Below are 15891 nucleotides of genomic sequence, written 5' to 3' on the forward strand. Positions count from 1 at the left end.
GTGGAGTTCCCTCTCGCGCATGCGATCGCCTCTCACCTGCAGGTGGTCGCGCGCACCGGCTCGACGAATGCCGACCTGCGCGCGCAGGCGGAGAGCGCCGAAGACCGCCCGCACCTCTCGACGCTGATCACGCGCGACCAGACCGCCGGGCGCGGCCGACTCGACCGCACCTGGGTGGCGCCGAGCGGTACTGCGCTCGCCGTGTCCGTGCTGCTGCGCACGATCCCGGTCGATCCCGCCGCGCGGGGCTGGATCCCGCTCGCGGCGGGCCTCGCGATGTCCGAGGCGGTCGCCGCACAGCTCCCCGGGCGCGATGTCGCCGTGAAGTGGCCGAATGACGTGCTGGTCGAAGGTCGCAAGATCTGCGGCATCCTCGCGGAGGCGACCGGGGATGCGGTCGTCGTCGGTGCCGGCGTGAACACGACGATGACGGTCGAGCAGCTCCCCGTTCCGACGGCCACGTCGTTCGCCGCTCTCGGCGTCGACGTCGATGAGGATCGACTCCTGGCCAGCTACCTCGAGACGCTCGACGACCGGCTGTCGGCACTGATCGCGGCCGGGGATGCGGTCTCGAGCGGTCTGCATGCGGCAGTGACCGCGCGGTGCACGACCCTCGGAAGGCCGGTGCGGGTGTCGATGCCTGCCGGTCGCATCCTCGAGGGAGTGGCGACGGCGATCGATGCGGAGGGACGACTTCTGGTGGAGTCGGACGGGGTGGAGCATGCGATCTCGGCGGGCGACGTGGTGCACGTGCGCGCCGCCGGAAGCTGACACGCCGTCGCACAGACGGCTTTGTCGCAGATCACGGGCACAATGGTGGGGTGACCCAGCCTGTGACGCTCGGCGGCCGGCCCCTGATGCCGCCACCTGGCACGCCTTCGGAGGAACTGCTGATCGCGCGTTTCCGAAGCCACGCACGTCGGCTGTTCTGGTCGGCTGTCGTCCTCATCGCCACGTTCGGCGCCACCGCGTACTTCTACGGAAACCTCCCGGCGGGGTTGGAGAACTGGATGCTGCTCGCCGCCGCGGGTGCGCTGGTCGCGCTGGCTGTCGTGCTGCCCTTCGTCATCTGGTACTCGCGGAGCACCACGGTGACGACGAGGCGCGTCATCGCCCACCACGGGATCGGTGCCCGTCGGCGTCAGGAGATGTCGCACGCTCGGGGGTACACCATCGCCGTCCGTCGCGGTCCGCTCCAGCGCCTGTGGGGTTCCGGCACCATCACGCTGTCGAACGGTGTCGATTCGCCGCTCCGGCTGCCGAATGTCCCGAACGTGACGCTCGTGCACGAGACCCTCGCCGACCAGATCGAGGTCGGGCAGATCCTCGCTCATCGTGACGCGCAGTCGTCCGGAGACGAGTCCGTTCCGCTCTGAGCGGGCCGAGGACTCGCTCCTGTGTTCCGAGCGTCCGGATCCGGAACGTGTCCGACACGCCTCGATCCGTGCGGGAGAATGGAGGCAGACGAATGGAGGCGGCACATGGCCCTGCGTGTTGGCGTGATCGGCGGAGGACAGCTGGCCCGGATGATGATCGCTCCGGCGGTCGAGCTCGGCATCGATCTGCGAGTGCTCGCCGAGGGCGAGGGGATGTCCGCAGGACTCGCAGCCACCGCGGTCGGTGACTATCGCGATCTCGAGGCGGTGCGCGCTTTCGCGGCCGACGTCGATGTCGTGACGTTCGATCATGAGCATGTGCCGCAGGATGTGCTGCGGCGGCTGGTCGCCGATGGCGTCGTCGTGCACCCGGGCCCTGATGCCCTCCAGTTCGCACAGGACAAGCTGGTGATGCGCGCGCGTCTCGCCGAACTCGGAGTTCCGCAACCCGACTGGGCCGCCGTGCGCACCATCGCCGAACTGCAGCAGTTCCTCGATGCGCATGCCGGCGCGGGTGTCGTGAAGACACCGCGGGGTGGCTACGACGGCAAGGGCGTTCGCGTCGTCCGCGGCGCTGAGGAGGCGCAGGACTGGCTGGACGCTCTGGACGAGGGCGATGCGCTCCTCGTCGAAGAGCTCGTCCCGTTCGTGCGTGAGCTGGCGCAGCAGGTGGCCCGCCGTCCGAGCGGAGAGATCGTCTCCTATCCGGTGGTCGAGACTGTGCAGCGCGATGGCGTGTGCGCCGAGGTCATCGCTCCCGCGCCCGCTGCGGCAGAGCGCCTGGTGGAGGTGGCGGAAGGGATCGGCCGCGCCATCGCCGAGGGGCTCGGTGTCACCGGGATGCTCGCCGTCGAGCTGTTCGAGACCGACGACGAGAGGATCCTCGTCAACGAGCTCGCCATGCGTCCGCACAACAGCGGTCACTGGAGCCAGGACGGCGCCGTCACGGGTCAGTTCGAGCAGCACCTGCGTGCGGTGGTCGACCTCCCGCTCGGAAGCACCGCCCCGCGTGCCGCGTGGTCGGTGATGGTGAACATCCTCGGTGGGCCCGTCGAGGGGACGCTCGAGGAGCGTTTCGGCGCGGTGATGGCCGAGCACCCGCAGGCGAAGATCCACACGTACGGGAAGGCACCGCGGCCTGGACGCAAGGTCGGTCACGTGAACGTCGCCGGTGACGATCTCGACGACGCCGTGTACGTCGCGCGCGCCGCAGCCGCGCACTTCGCCTGATCCGGCGCCTCTCAGCGGGCATCGTGGCGAGACATGCGGGCGAAGAGGCGTGCCGTTCGGGGTTTCTCCCAGCGGCAGACCGTAGCCTGATCTGGTGACCGAGCCACTGCACTCCTCCGCCGACCCTCTGGTTGGCGTCGTCATGGGATCCGACTCCGACTGGCGCGTGATGAGCGACGCCTCTCAGGCCCTCACCGACTTCGGAATCCCGCACGAGGTGGAAGTCGTCTCGGCGCACAGGACTCCGGACAAGCTGATGACGTATGCGCGTGAAGCGCGGTCACGCGGGATCCGGGTGATCATCGCCGGTGCCGGGGGAGCAGCGCACCTTCCCGGCATGCTCGCCTCGATGACTCCTCTCCCCGTCGTGGGGGTTCCGGTGCCTCTCGCCTACCTCGACGGCATGGACTCCCTGCTCTCGATCGTGCAGATGCCCGCCGGGATCCCGGTGGCGACGGTGTCGATCGGGGGCGCCCGGAACGCGGGCCTGCTCGCCGCACGGATCCTCGGTACCGCCGACGCCGACCTCGCCGACCGCGTCGAGGCGTATGCCCGCGAGCTCGAAGCCCAGGTCGAGGACAAGAACGAACGGTTGAAGGGGTCGCTGTGACCCTTGCGCCTCCGCGCGCAACACGGCGCCCGCTCATCGAGACTCGGCCGCTGCGGCATCCGGACTCCGCCGATCCGGGGATGATGGCCAAGCGCGGCTGGTGGCTCGTCGCGCTGAATCTCCTGCTGCCCGGTTCCGCGCAGGTACTGGCGGGCAACCGCCGGCTCGGCCGCTTCGGCCTCGGTGCGACTCTTCTCGCCTGGTTCCTCGCGATCGTCGCCGTGGGTCTCGCGCTGTTCGCGCGCCCGGTCCTGCTGTGGCTCACGATCGGCGGTGGGTTGTTCTCCGCCGCTGTCCTCACGATCGTGCAAGTGCTGCTCGTCGGCTACGTGGTGCTCTGGGTCGTGCTGACTTTCGACACCCTGCGTCTGGTGCGACTCGTGAAGGTGCCCGGTGCGTCCCGCCTGGCCATACCGGTGGTCGCCCTCGTCCTGCTGGGACTCGTCGGCGGCGGGGCCGGGTATGCGGCGACCGCAGTGGGTTCGGTCCGGAGCACGATCGGCGCCATCTTCGGGCAGAGCGGGCCCAGTGTGGAGCCCAGCGACGGCTATTACAACATCCTGCTCCTTGGTGCGGACAGCGGCGACGGACGTGACTCCATGCGCTTCGACAGCATCTCGGTCGTGTCGGTGAACGCCGACACGGGTGCCGTGACCATCACCGGCATCCCGAGAGAGCTTCCGAACCCGCCGTTCAGCGACGGCAGCCCCATGCAGGAGCTCTACCCGAACGGATTCGAAGGGCACGGCTCGTCGACCTGCGGGTGGAACGCCTGGATGAACCACGTGCGAAACGCTGCGGAGGTCTGCCGCGAGGACGGCGGCGCCGCGCTCTACCCGGACGCGGTGGCGAACGGCTCCGAACCGGGCATCGAGGCGACGAAGGATGCGGCAGAAGGGGTGCTCGGCATCGAGATCCCGTACTACGTCTTCGTCGACATGCACGGCTTCGCGGAGCTCGTCGATGCGCTGGGCGGGGTCGAGATCAACGTCACGGAACGTCTACCCAAGGGCGGCCCGCCCGAGGGGTGGAGCGGCAACGACGCGAACGAGTGGGCCATCGGCTGGATCGAACCCGGTCAGCAGCGTATGGACGGCGATACGGCCCAGTGGTACGCCCGCTCGCGGTACACGACCAGCGACTGGGACCGCATGAAGCGCCAGCGCGAGCTGCAGGCGGCGATCCTGGCCCAGTTCACTCCGCAGACCGTGCTCACCCGCTTCAACGAGGTCGCGGCAGCGGGAACCGCACTGATCAGCACGGATCTGCCGTCCGACAAGCTGCCGGAGTTCTTCGACCTGATGCTCAAGGCGAAGGAGCAGCCGGTCACGCCGATCGAGCTCACGCCGGAGTTCGGCGTGGACGAGCATCAGCCTGACTACGCATACATCCATGACATGATCCAGCAGTCGCTGCACCCGCCGACGGAGACGCCGACGCCGGAGCCGTGATCCCGCGAGGAGCAGCCCGACGGTCGACGTCGCTGGTGCGCTCCGGGGACGATGCACGCGAGCACGGCAAAGCCCACGGCCGTCCACCCGAGGGGAGGGACGGCCGTGGGCTTCCGGTGGGTATGTTCACCGGATGCACCAGACGACGGTGATCGGAGGGGGAGGGATCACCGTCGTCCAGTCGACCACCGCACGAGGCGGCAGCCGGATCTAGGCGCGCTTGCGACGGGATGCGCCGACCGCGACGAGGGCACCGCCGGCGACGAGAGCTGCTGCTCCGCCTCCGAGGACCCACGGCGACACGCTTCCGCCGGTGAGCGCCAGTTCGAAGCCACCACCCGTGAGCGGCAGTTCGGAACCGGCTGCTGCGACCCCAGGATCGTGGTCGCAGCTTGCCGCGGCGTCGTGGCCGTGAGAGACCGTGATCGTCGCGGTGTACGAGCGCGAGCCGCTGAAGGCGACGGCGTAGGAGCCCTCTCCGTCGGACGGCGGGCGGAACGTGAGCGTCAGGCTGCCGTCGGCGGTGGCGATGTTGCCCGAGACCGCGGCCTGTCCTGCGTTGAGTCCGGAGACCGAGACGTTCACGTTCTCGGACGGCAGGAAGTACCCCGGTCCGAACACGATGGTCGAGACTTCGCAGATGTCGATGATCGGGTCGCCGACCTTGACGCCGGGAGGCGAAGGATACGAGTCGGACGACGCGGCCGGAACAGACGGCGCGGCCGTTGCGACGACAGGCGCGGCAAGTACAAGCGCGCCAGCGGTAAGGCTGATGGCAGCCAGTTTCTTCAGCATGATTTCTCCCCAGAATTTCACGCGGAATCGCCTTCGGACACACCCCTGCGTCCGACTGCGTGGAGCCTTCCTGCCCCCACGGCAGGATGGCAGACCCCAGATATTCCCCAGTGAGTCGACAGTACCCTATCGACGGGGGAAAGTCACGATGCGCAGCGCAGAGGTTCCCGTGTCGTGTCCGGGGCCTCGATCAGAGGGGTGTGCAGTACCTCGGTGAACCGCTCCCCGGCGCCCGTCCCCTGGAACTCGATCGTGATCGTCGTCGACTCTCCGGGAGCGAGGGAGACCTCATGCTGAACCACGGAACGGTCACCCAGCATGGCCGTCTGTACGCCTTCCTCCTCGCCGTCCCTGTCGACATGGGCCGGCGTCGCGCCCTCCGGTCCGTAGATCGCGATCAGGGTGCGCACGGTGCCAGGGGGCACACCGTAGAAGCCGTCACCCGTGACGTAGGCCGGCAAAGATGTCGCCGCATCCGCGGGGGCGGTGTTGGTCCAGGACACCCGCACCTGCGTCGTGGGCGTTCCCTGGCACGTTCCGATCGCGGTCGTGATGGCGGCCCGGGTGTAATAGTCCATCTTCGCGCCGGTGGTGTCGTTCATGAGCACGCCCACATACGTGGCGTCGGCGCCGTCCTCGGGGATCGTGCCGCCGAGCGCGGAGGAGGCGAGCAACGCCTCCTCGTCCTCGTGCGCGCTCCAGATCCGGATCCGACCCTCGCCCGCGGCTTCCGCCAGCGCTCCGATCAGCGCCTTCGGTTCGGCACCGGAGAGCGCGGCGCCGAACAGGGCGCCGGCGGCCTGTGCGAAGATCTGGTCCTGCACGACCGGATCGGGAACGACGGCGTAGATCTCGGAGAGCAGGATGTCGGTCACGTTCTCGGACGTCGCGGTGAAGGGGCCGAAGGCGAGGTCGCCCGTGGCCTCCATCAGGTGCTTCGCGACGACGGCATCCACCGCGATGACTCCGTCGACCGTGCCCCCGAAACGTCCTTGCCAGCGCGCGGCGATGGTCTCGCCCGCCTCGGTGAAGTCCGGGATGTTGGTGACGTTCTGGAGGTATCGACCGGGACGGTCCTCGAACAGCGCGATCGTGGATTCGCTGAGCGGCAGGGAAACGTCGAGGCCGGGGAAGTCCCGCGTCGACGCCTGCGTCTGCAAGGTGATCCTGCCGCCCTCGGCGTGCAGCAGGGCGATCGATCCGATGATCCCTCCGGAGGAGCGCAGCTCGGCATTGTTCTGCATCGCCAGGACGTAGTTGCGGGGGCCCTCACCGCCGAGCATCGTCGGCAGCAGCACGGCTGCCCCATGAAGGGAGCCGACCGCGGTCGCTGCTTCCGTGACCGCGGAGCGCATCTGACCGATCGCATCGGCCAGGGGAGGCAGGGTGGCATCGGCGTCGATGCGCTTCACCTGCAGCTGCGCTGCGCTGAGGGCCGTGTCCGCGGTGCCGAGCGGCTCCGCGATCTCGGCGAACGGGGCGAGGTCGATGGTGCCGCCGGCGAAGCCGAGGCTGGCCAGGTCGAAGTCGCCCGCCACCTCGAGGAGAGGTGTGAGCGCGTCGGTCGAGACGGCGTCGGCGACCTCGGCGATCTCGCTCACGGCGCGGAAGTTCGGCCCCAGCCACGGCACGATGCCGAAGGCGTGCCACACGGGGTCGGAGGTGAGCTCGTGCGCGGAAGCCGCATTGCGGGCGATGCTCCGGGCGACCGGCTGCGCGCCCTCGAGGTCGCCGGAGGCGATCGACGCCTTCAGCTGCGTCGCGCCTTTCGCGACCTGCTGGAGGTCGTTCACGGCGCCGATCCCTCGGATGGCGACCCAGCCGACCGCGACGACGAGCAGGGACAGCAGAATGCCGACGGTCCACCCGATCCATCGGCGCCGGACGGGAAGTCGACCATCGCTCACCCGAGCATTCAAGCACGAACTGCTGGGCGCGTGGGGGGCGGAAACTGTGGGAACGCTGACATTCGCGCGGCACGTGCGGCGCGCTCCGGGGCGCGCAGGCGCTGCGAGGCTAGCCTGATCGTATGGGTGCTCGGCTGCGTGTTGTTCTGGATCAGCTCGTGCATGTCGTCGATCCCGATCAGGCCGCCGCTTCGGTGGATCTCACGCGGGGGCTGGTCGCGACGGCGCCTTCCGGGTGCACGGTGGATGCCATCGTGCCTGCCGGCGCGACGGTGCCGGTCGCCGGTGTGGGAGATGTGCGGACGCTCGGTCTCGGACGCAGAGAACTCGCCGCATCCTGGCAACTGGGAATCGCGCCGGGCGTCGGGGGCGGACTGATCCACTCACCGACGTTGATGGCGCCGCTCGTGCGTCACGATCGCGTCCATGACAACGACCAGACCACCGTGACCGTGTGGGATCTGCGCGCCTGGGACGCCCCCGAGCTCCTGCCGAAGGGCGTCGCAGCCTGGCAGCGTGGAATGCTCCGGCGCGCCGTGCGGCATGCGGACGCCGTGGTCGTGCCGTCGCACGCCGTCGCGGAGCGCTTGTCCGAGTTGGCCCGCGTCGGCGACCGTGTCCGCGTCATCGCGGGTGCCCCACCGCGGGGGTTCACGGTGCCGATCGATGCCGCAGAGCGTCGCGCGGCGCTGTCGCTCCCGGACGAGTACGTCGTCCTCACCGGGTCTCTCGCGACCCTGCCCGATGGATTCCGCGGCGCGGTGGCCGCAGGCGTCGACGCCGTCGTCCTCGATGCGCCAGAGGGAGCGGAGCCGCGCTATGCCGAGGCAGCCGCTGCCGTCGGGCTGCCGGAGCGACGCGCGCACGTGCGGGGAGCACTCCCGCCCGAAGACCGCGCCGCTGTCCTCGCGGGAGCTTCGGCTTTCGCAGCGACGGGCGCTGTGGCCGGATGGCCGTGGCGCGCGGTCGAGGCGATGCTGATCGGCCTCCCCGTCGTGGCCGTCGACAGCGGCTCGCACCACGATGTCATCGCCGACGGCGGGATGCTCGTACCCGCCGAGGCGATCGCCGATGCCGTCGTCGAAGCCACACAAGGGGCGGGGGAGAGGCTTCGCGTCCTTGCATCCGACCGCTCTCGGGCCTTCTCCTGGGCCAGTTCCGCGGAGCGCCTCTGGGGCCTGCACGCCGACTTGTGATTCGCTGAGAACAACCTGCGCATAAGGGCGACACGCCGAAAACTTCTGGCGTAACCCCTGCAACAGTGGCATCATCCTGCAACTTCCGTCACACTGGTCACATGTCTCGACGTGCCCCACGCTCGCGAAACACCCTGAGGACCGCCCGACTCCTCACCTGTTTCCTCGCTGCCTCCGCCCTGGTGATCGGCACGGTGGTCCCCGCCGCCGCTGCACCGACCACCGTCCCTTCGAACGCGGCGAGCCTCGCAGCCTCCGCTGCGGACCCCGCAGCGACAGGTCTCGCGAAGAGCACGCTGGTCGGATTCACACCCGGCAACATCATCAGCGATGCCGTGTTCACGAACAAGGACACGATGACGGAGGCGCAGATCCAGGCCTTCTTCAACAGCAAGGTCTCGCGGTGCCTCGGCGGCACGGATGAGGTCGGCAAGCCGATCGTGTGCCTCAAGGACTTCACGATCACGTCGGTCACGCGTCCGGCCGACGCCTACTGCAGCGGGTACTCGGGTGCCGCCAACGAATCGGCGGCCCGGATCATCTATCGCGTGGCACAGGCGTGCAACATCAACCCTCAGGTCCTGATCGTCATGCTCCAGAAGGAGCAGGGACTCGTCACCCACACCTGGCCGAGCGCGTGGCGCTTCAACATCGCGCTGGGACAGGGATGCCCCGACACCGCAGCCTGCGACCCCGGCTACATCGGCTTCTTCCATCAGATCTACGGCGCAGCGCGCCAGATGCAGATCTACATGGAGGGCAAGTGGTTCCAGTGGTACGCACCGGGCAGGACCTGGAACATCCTCTACAACCCCAACGCCTCGTGCGGCTCCGGTCCGGTGTACGTGGCCAACAAGGCGACGTCCGCTCTGTACTACTACACGCCTTACCAGCCGAACGCGGCGGCGATGCGCGCCGGCTACGGGGAGGGCGACGGATGCTCGGCGTACGGCAACCGCAACTTCTACAACTACTTCACCGACTGGTTCGGATCGACGCAGGTCCCCACCGGCCCGAGCCTCGCTTCCGTGAACTCCTCGTCCTACATGCTCGGCATCGACAGCGCCGGTGCGCTCTGGGGCTACCCGTTCGCGAAGGGGCTCTGGGGCAACCGCAAGCAGCTGGCCAGCGGTCTTTCCGGCGTGAGCTCGGCCATGATGGTCGGCGATCTCAACGGCAACGGCACCCGTGACCTGATCATCCGTCAGCAGAACGGCGTCTCCGTCCTGCGCGGCAACGGATCCGGCTTCGATGCGCCGCAGTCGCTCAACCTCGACTGGAGCTCGGTCGTCCTCTCGACGGCAGCAGGCGATCTCGACGGGGACGGGATCCCCGACATCGTGACCACCAGCACCAACGGCGACCTCATGCTGTGGCGGGGCAACGACAAGGGCGGCCTGCTCGCGCCGATCCGCATCGGCTGGGGCTGGGCGGGGATGAACCTGCTCGTGGGTAACGTCGACCTCAACCGCGACGGCAACCCGGACCTCGTCGGGCGCGACGCCTCCGGTCGCCTGTTCGTCTACTACGGCGACGGCGGCGGCGGCTGGACCGGCTCGCGTCAGATCGGTCAGGGCTGGGGTGGGATGACCTCGATCTTCGTCCCCGGAGACTTCACCGGTGACGGGGTGACCGACATCGCCGCGCGGACCGCGAACGGCGACCTGTACATGTACCCGGGCGACGGCGCGGGCGCGATCACCTCCACCGGCAAGATCGGCAACGGGTGGCAGATCCTCTCCGCTCTGGCCGGTTCGGGCGGGGCCGTGGTCACCCCGCGGGCGATGCCCTCCGGCGCCGGCGACGTGGATCGCGACGGCGGCCCGGATGTCGTGGCTCTCACCCCGCAGGGCAACCTGAACCTCTATCGGGGCAACGGCACGGGCGCCTGGCGCGGATCGAAGCAGATCGGCTCCGGCTGGGCTGCCGGCGATCGCATGATCACGCTGGGTGACTTCAATGGGGACGGCTATCGCGACCTCGGGCGCATCACCGCCGACGGCCAGTTCTGGCTGCTCCCCGGCACGCCGGGCGGATACGGGCAGCCGGCTCTGATCGGAACCGGGTGGCAGACCATGACCCTCCTGGTCGGCGGCATCGACTTCGACGGCGACCGCAACCCGGATGTGATCGGACGCAACTCCGCCGGGAACCTCGTCTACTACCGGGGCGACGGACGCGGTGGCTGGGCGAGCCAGGCCGTGCAGATCGGGTACGGATGGGGCGGCTTCGACATGGCCGTCAACGCGGGCGACTTCGACGGAGACGGCCGGTCCGACCTGATCATGCGCACCTCGGACGCGCGCCTCTGGGTCTATCCGACCAACGGCGCCGGCGGCTGGGGCACCCCGCGCGGGATCGGCCAGGGTTGGGGCGGCTTCAGCGCTCTCTTCAGCCCGGGCGACTTCGACGGCAACGGGACGTTCGATCTGATCGGCAGGCACACCAACGGCGATCTCTACCTCTTCCGCGGCGATGGCCGTGGTGGCTGGGGCCCGAGCGGCGTCATCGGCAACGGGTGGGCCGCCTTCACGGCATTGGGCTGATCGCGCGCGCCTCAGGATGCTCAGAGGCGGTGCCATAGGATACTGAAGTGCGCTGTGGCGACCGCCACCGCAGCTGAATGAGTGGGCCAGTGACCGATACCCGTGATGTTTTCGCCGTCGTCCCGCGCACCGCATTCGACACTCCCGGCACGAGCCGCGGTCTGATCGATGTGGTGCGCTGGCGCTACCTCCTGTACCTCCTGGTCCGGACCGGCGTCACCACGCGCTACCGGAACTCGGTCCTGGGCTGGACGTGGTCCTACGTCCGTCCGGGTGCGCAGTTCCTGGTCTTCTGGGTGGTGCTCGGGCTCTTCCTGAGTCTCAACCGGGACATCCAGAACTATCCGGTCTACCTGTTCTCCGGTATCGTCGTGATCAACCTCTTCTCCGAGGCGTTCAAGAACGCGACCACGTCGATCGTGAACAACGCGCCCCTCGTGCGCAAGGTCTTCCTGCCACGTCAGCTGTTCGCGGTGTCGGCGGTGATGGTGGCCTTCATCCACTTCCTGCCGCAGCTCGCACTCCTGCTGATCGTCTGCCTCTTCATGGGCTGGATCACGAGCATCACGGTGCTGTCGGTGCTCGCCGCACTCGCGGGCATCCTGATCGTGACGCTGTTCGCCCTGGGTATGGGTCTCTTCTTCGGCGCGATCAACGTGCGGTTCCGCGACGCGGAGAACATCGTCGAGCTGCTGCTCCTGCTCGCGACCTGGGCGTCGCCGGTGCTGTACTCCTGGACCATGGTGCAGGAGGCGCTCCACAAGCTCGGCTGGCCGGACTGGATGCTGGAGCTCTACATGCTCAATCCGATCACGCAGGGCGTCGAGCTGTTCCACTACGCCTTCTGGCGTCCGGTCACCGGCGCGGCGATGGAACTGCCGCCCGGGCTGGGATGGAACACGCTGTGGACTTTCCTGATCGCCGTTGCCACGCTCCTGATCGGACAGCTCGTCTTCCGACGCCTCGAGGGAAGGTTCGCGCAAGACCTATGAGCACTGCAATCGCTTCGCGCCCGAGCATCATCGTCGACGGCGTCCGCAAGAACTTCACTCTCAACCATGCGCTGTCCCTCAAGGACACGGTCGTGGCCTGGATCCGTCGGCGAAAGACCAGCAGCACCTTCGAGGCGCTGAAGGGACTCGACCTCGTCATCAACGAGGGGGAGTCGGTCGCGATCCTCGGGCTCAACGGCTCGGGCAAGTCGACGCTCCTCAAGCTGATCTCCGGCGTCATGGAGCCCGACGCGGGCGAGGTGCTGACGCGCGGCCGGGTGGCCGGGCTCATCGAGGTCGGTGCCGGATTCCATCCGGAGCTCTCCGGCCGGGAGAACGTGTTCCTCAACGCGGCCATCCTCGGGATGCAGCGCAAGGAGATCGAGGAGCGCTACGACGAGATCGTGGCGTTCAGCGAGATCGAGCAGTTCATCGATCAGGAGGTCAAGCACTACTCCTCCGGCATGTTCATGCGCCTGGCCTTCTCCGTCGCGATCCATGTCGAGCTCGACGTGCTGCTGGTCGACGAGATCCTGTCCGTGGGCGACGCGCCCTTCCGTGAGAAGTGCCGACTCAAGTTCGGCGAGCTGATCGCGAAGAAGAAGACCCTCGTCGTGGTCAGCCACGACATGGAGATGGTCCGAGAGCTGTGCACCAGAGGCGTGGTGATCAACAAGGGCGAGGTCGTGTACGACGGTGAGATCGAGGGCGCGATCGCGTTGGTCGACGAATGATCGCCGACTGGTTCGCGCAGTCGGGGCTGCTCCTCCTCGCGCTGCTCGTCGTCTTCCTTCCCGGACTGCTTCTCGGATTCGCCCTGCGCCTGCGCGGGCTGATGCTGTGGGCGTCGGCTCCCAGCATCTCCGTCGGGCTGCTGGCCCTGTTGGCGATCGTGTTCCCCTTCCTCGGCATCCGGTGGGGGCTCCTCGCCGTCACGCTCGCCGTCGTGGCCATCGCCGCGGTCACTCTCCTGATCTCCTTCGGGATCCGCCGTCGTCGCGCCGTCGCGGACGCTCCCCGTCCGCATGCGCGGAACACGCTCCTCCTGATCGCCGGACTTGTCGTGGGCGCGGGGCTGAACGCGGCGCGGCTGATGACCTATATCGGCACGCCGACGGCGATCTCCCAGACGAACGACGCCGTGTTCCACCTGAACGCCCTGCGCTGGGTCGCGGAATCGGGGACCTCCTCGTCGTTGGACATCTCCGGCCTCCTCGGCGGCACGACCTTCTATCCGGCCGCGTGGCATGCGATCACGTCGCTGGTCGTCCCCGACATCGGACTGATCCCCGTCGCCGTCAACATGGTGGCCCTCGTCATCGCCGCCGTCGTCTGGCCGCTCGGTGTGACACTGCTGGCGCGGGTCGTCAGCCGGGGGGACGGGATCGTCACAGCGCTGGCCGCCGCGCTCTCCGCCGGGCTGATGGCGTTCCCGCAGTTGATGTTCGAGTGGGGCGTCCTCTACCCCTACGCGCTGTCGCTCGCCGTCGTCCCCGCGGCCGTCGCCCTCACGATCACGGCTGTGCGCTCGTGGCGTGGAGCAAGGCGTGGGGATCGTCTGCGGCTCGCCGCAGGACCGGGCGTCGCCGCTCTCCTCGCTGTGGCCGCCGTGACGCTGTCGCAGCCGTCGTCGGTGCTGGCCTGGGGCCTGCTGGTGATGCTCTGGTTCTCGGGCAGCCTGCTCCTGGGCATCCGCTCTCCGGGGGCGCGTCCCGTCCTCCGCTGGGCGGTCATCGCAGGGGGCTGGGCTGCGGTGGCGATCGTCTGGCTCGCCCTGGCGTACCTCGCCGGCCCCGTTCTCTGGCGGTCGTACCGCGGAGTGTTCGGTGCCGTCGCCGATGTCCTGGTGAACAGCCATTCGCTTCTTCCTCCGGCGTGGGCCATGAGCGTGCTCCTCCTGGCGGGTCTCGTCGTCGCCGTGCGAGACAGGCGCGTGCGCTGGCTGGTCGTCGGCTGGGCGGCTCTCTCGGTGCTCTACATCGTGAGCGTGGGCACCGACCTGCCGGTCATCAAGAGGGTGCTCACGGGGCCGTGGTACGGGGATTCCTTCCGTCTCGCCGCGATGGTTCCGATCGTGGTCGTGCCGCTCGCCGCCTTCGGGCTCGCGATGATCGTCCGCGTCGTCACGGCCGCCCTTCCGCTGCTCTCCCGTGGCCGCCGCGACGCGGTCGCACTCGTCTCGATGGCGGTCATCGCCGTGGTGGGCGCGGTCGGGATCGCGCTGGCGCCGGTGATCCTGCTGCGGGTCGCCGACGAGACCGACACGCAATCCCGCTACGCCATGGATGCCGACAGCTACCTCTCGGAGGACGAGCACCGGCTCCTGACGGAACTCCCCGATCTCGTGCCGAGAGACGCCCTGCTCATCGCCAACCCGTCGACCGGGGCCGGCTTCGCCTATGTGCTCGGCGAGCGAGACATCGTTCCGCGCACCTGGGCCCCTCCGGAGTCGCTCGCATGGGACCTGATCGCGGCGGGCCTGCGCGATGCCGGCGAAGACCCCGCGATCTGCGAGGCCCTCGCCGCTTACGGCGGTCCTGACTACGTCCTCGACTTCGGCATCGGCGGGACCGGTCCGGGGGAGTACCTCATGCCGGGTATGACGGACTTCGAAGGTCAGCCCGGGTTCGAGGAGGTCGCCGCCGAGGGCGAAGCCAGCCTCTGGCGGATCACCGCCTGCGGCTGACTAGTCGAGGTCGGTGTCGCCGTTCGGCGCGCTCTGCGTGCTCTCGTCCTCGGTGTCGCCTGCGGCCTGCAGCAGGGCGAGCTTGCGCGCCAGCAGTGTCAGGCTGCGCTGCTGCGCCGCGTTCTTGCGGGACTGCGTGTAGACGAAGACCATGAACACGACCACGAGCGCATAGAGGAGCAGGTCGGTGCCGCGGCCGACTCCTACGAGGTTCGCGACCCAGGTGAGCCACTGCGGGAACAGGATGGACATGATCGCCACGAGCACGAATGCTCCGAACATGAGCCGACGGATGGCCAGGTGGCTGTCGGCGCCCGTGCGGCGCATGAAGAAGGCGCCGATCGCGATCACGGCGGCGATGAGCAGGATCTGAATCCACATGACGTTCACCGGACGATCAGGTCGACGAGGATGTTGACGGAGTTGAGCACCGATTGCCCCTTGGATTTCGAATAGTCGGTGTAGAGCAGCTCGACCGGGTGCTCGATCCACGGCAGGCCCGTGTCGCCCAGCTGGAGCACGATCTCGGTGGCGTGCGCCATCCGGTCCTGCTTGAGCTGGATGCGGGACGCCGCGTCGGCGCGGATGACCCGCAGGCCGTTGTGCGCGTCCGTGAGCTTCACGCTCGTGGTCATGTTCGTGACCCACACGGCCGTCTTGAGGATGACCCGCTTGATCCATCCCGGGTTGGTGCGATCGTCGAGGAAACGGGAGCCGAAGACGATCGCTGCGCCGCTCTCGCGTGCCGCGGCCACCATCGACACCGCATCGTCCACGCGGTGCTGTCCGTCGGCGTCGAAGGTCACGATGTACTCGCAGCCCGGCTGGGAGAGCGCGTAGTCGATGCCGGTCTGCAGGGCGGCACCCTGGCCGAGGTTGATGGGGTGCTCGACGATGTGGGCACCGGCCTGCCTGGCGACATCGAGCGACCCGTCCGTGGAGCCGTCATCGATGCAGACGACGTTCGGGAAATGGGGGAGGAGTCCCGCGACGACACGGGCGATGACGGTCGCCTCGTTGTACAGCGGGACGACAACCCAGGTATGGGAGTCGGGAGTGGCTGGGTTGGTCACACCCCTATCCTCTCAGGAAACGCCTGGGC

At 68.5% G+C, this 15891-nt stretch carries 14 protein-coding genes; 10 read left to right on the plus strand and 4 right to left on the minus strand.

Annotated elements, in window-relative coordinates:
• From CQ045_RS00700 to CQ045_RS00720, 5 genes are all read left to right on the plus strand, one after another.
• A complete protein-coding gene (locus tag CQ045_RS00700; RefSeq protein ID WP_105720786.1) occupies nucleotides 1-771 on the plus strand; it encodes a biotin--[acetyl-CoA-carboxylase] ligase in 771 nt (256 codons plus the stop codon).
• Between the two features lie 86 nt (nucleotides 772-857).
• Nucleotides 858-1376 (plus strand): PH domain-containing protein, encoded by a 519-nt coding sequence (locus CQ045_RS00705; RefSeq protein ID WP_105721322.1) that lies wholly within the window; start codon nucleotides 858-860, stop codon nucleotides 1374-1376.
• A gap of 105 nt (nucleotides 1377-1481) precedes the next feature.
• Nucleotides 1482-2606, plus strand: a complete 1125-nt coding sequence (locus tag CQ045_RS00710; protein WP_105720787.1) for a 5-(carboxyamino)imidazole ribonucleotide synthase — start codon at nucleotides 1482-1484, stop codon at nucleotides 2604-2606.
• A 142-nt stretch (nucleotides 2607-2748) separates the two neighbouring features.
• Nucleotides 2749-3216: a 5-(carboxyamino)imidazole ribonucleotide mutase gene (gene purE / locus CQ045_RS00715; RefSeq protein ID WP_105720788.1), complete on the plus strand. Its 468-nt coding sequence runs from the start codon at nucleotides 2749-2751 to the stop codon at nucleotides 3214-3216.
• Nucleotides 3213-4667, plus strand: coding sequence for an LCP family protein (locus tag CQ045_RS00720; RefSeq protein ID WP_105720789.1), 1455 nt, complete (start codon nucleotides 3213-3215; stop codon nucleotides 4665-4667). The genes purE and CQ045_RS00720 overlap by 4 nt, the downstream gene beginning before the upstream one ends.
• Nucleotides 4668-4877: 210 nt before the next feature.
• On the opposite strand, the gene CQ045_RS00725 is transcribed toward CQ045_RS00720, so the two are convergent.
• Nucleotides 4878-5462: a hypothetical protein gene (locus tag CQ045_RS00725; RefSeq protein WP_105720790.1), complete on the minus strand. Its 585-nt coding sequence runs from the start codon at nucleotides 5460-5462 to the stop codon at nucleotides 4878-4880.
• A gap of 143 nt (nucleotides 5463-5605) precedes the next feature.
• Nucleotides 5606-7369 carry a DUF4012 domain-containing protein gene (locus tag CQ045_RS00730; protein ID WP_105720791.1) on the minus strand — a complete coding sequence of 588 codons (1764 nt, stop codon included), beginning with the start codon at nucleotides 7367-7369 and terminating at the stop codon, nucleotides 5606-5608.
• Nucleotides 7370-7491: 122 nt separating this feature from the next.
• On the opposite strand from CQ045_RS00730, the gene CQ045_RS00735 reads away from it, so the two are divergent.
• From CQ045_RS00735 to CQ045_RS00755, 5 genes are all read left to right on the plus strand, one after another.
• A complete protein-coding gene (locus tag CQ045_RS00735) occupies nucleotides 7492-8565 on the plus strand; it encodes a glycosyltransferase (protein ID WP_105720792.1) in 1074 nt (357 codons plus the stop codon).
• A 101-nt stretch (nucleotides 8566-8666) separates the two neighbouring features.
• Complete coding sequence (locus CQ045_RS00740) at nucleotides 8667-11111, plus strand: VCBS repeat-containing protein (RefSeq protein WP_105720793.1); 2445 nt, start codon at nucleotides 8667-8669, stop codon at nucleotides 11109-11111.
• A 77-nt stretch (nucleotides 11112-11188) separates the two neighbouring features.
• Nucleotides 11189-12103 carry an ABC transporter permease gene (locus CQ045_RS00745; RefSeq protein WP_105720794.1) on the plus strand — a complete coding sequence of 305 codons (915 nt, stop codon included), beginning with the start codon at nucleotides 11189-11191 and terminating at the stop codon, nucleotides 12101-12103.
• Complete coding sequence (locus CQ045_RS00750) at nucleotides 12100-12837, plus strand: ABC transporter ATP-binding protein (protein ID WP_105720795.1); 738 nt, start codon at nucleotides 12100-12102, stop codon at nucleotides 12835-12837. The genes CQ045_RS00745 and CQ045_RS00750 overlap by 4 nt, the downstream gene beginning before the upstream one ends.
• Complete coding sequence (locus CQ045_RS00755) at nucleotides 12834-14789, plus strand: DUF6541 family protein (RefSeq protein ID WP_105720796.1); 1956 nt, start codon at nucleotides 12834-12836, stop codon at nucleotides 14787-14789. The genes CQ045_RS00750 and CQ045_RS00755 overlap by 4 nt, the downstream gene beginning before the upstream one ends.
• Here the strand turns inward: CQ045_RS00755 and CQ045_RS00760 are convergent, their stop codons facing one another.
• The gene (locus tag CQ045_RS00760) at nucleotides 14790-15170 is read right to left on the minus strand and encodes a DUF2304 domain-containing protein (RefSeq protein ID WP_105721323.1); all 381 of its coding nucleotides are present in this window, start codon (nucleotides 15168-15170) and stop codon (nucleotides 14790-14792) included.
• 5 nt (nucleotides 15171-15175) lie between these two features.
• Nucleotides 15176-15862 (minus strand): glycosyltransferase family 2 protein, encoded by a 687-nt coding sequence (locus CQ045_RS00765; RefSeq protein WP_105720797.1) that lies wholly within the window; start codon nucleotides 15860-15862, stop codon nucleotides 15176-15178.
• Between the last annotated feature and the right edge of the window lie 29 nt (nucleotides 15863-15891).

The organism is Microbacterium sp. MYb66, from assembly GCF_002979435.1.
GTDB lineage: Bacteria > Actinomycetota > Actinomycetes > Actinomycetales > Microbacteriaceae > Microbacterium.

What these genes read in the sequence shown, in the direction of transcription:
- CQ045_RS00705 (WP_105721322.1), top strand. Translation starts at nt 858, where the DNA reads ATGCCGCCACCTGGCACGCCTTCGGAGGAACTGCTGATCGCGCGTTTC.
- CQ045_RS00710 (WP_105720787.1), top strand. Translation starts at nt 1,482, where the DNA reads ATGGCCCTGCGTGTTGGCGTGATCGGCGGAGGACAGCTGGCCCGGATG.
- purE (WP_105720788.1), top strand. Translation starts at nt 2,749, where the DNA reads ATGGGATCCGACTCCGACTGGCGCGTGATGAGCGACGCCTCTCAGGCC.
- CQ045_RS00725 (WP_105720790.1), bottom strand. Translation starts at nt 5,462, where the DNA reads ATGCTGAAGAAACTGGCTGCCATCAGCCTTACCGCTGGCGCGCTTGTA.
- CQ045_RS00735 (WP_105720792.1), top strand. Translation starts at nt 7,492, where the DNA reads ATGGGTGCTCGGCTGCGTGTTGTTCTGGATCAGCTCGTGCATGTCGTC.
- CQ045_RS00740 (WP_105720793.1), top strand. Translation starts at nt 8,667, where the DNA reads ATGTCTCGACGTGCCCCACGCTCGCGAAACACCCTGAGGACCGCCCGA.
- CQ045_RS00745 (WP_105720794.1), top strand. Translation starts at nt 11,189, where the DNA reads ATGAGTGGGCCAGTGACCGATACCCGTGATGTTTTCGCCGTCGTCCCG.
- CQ045_RS00750 (WP_105720795.1), top strand. Translation starts at nt 12,100, where the DNA reads ATGAGCACTGCAATCGCTTCGCGCCCGAGCATCATCGTCGACGGCGTC.
- CQ045_RS00755 (WP_105720796.1), top strand. Translation starts at nt 12,834, where the DNA reads ATGATCGCCGACTGGTTCGCGCAGTCGGGGCTGCTCCTCCTCGCGCTG.
- CQ045_RS00760 (WP_105721323.1), bottom strand. Translation starts at nt 15,170, where the DNA reads ATGTGGATTCAGATCCTGCTCATCGCCGCCGTGATCGCGATCGGCGCC.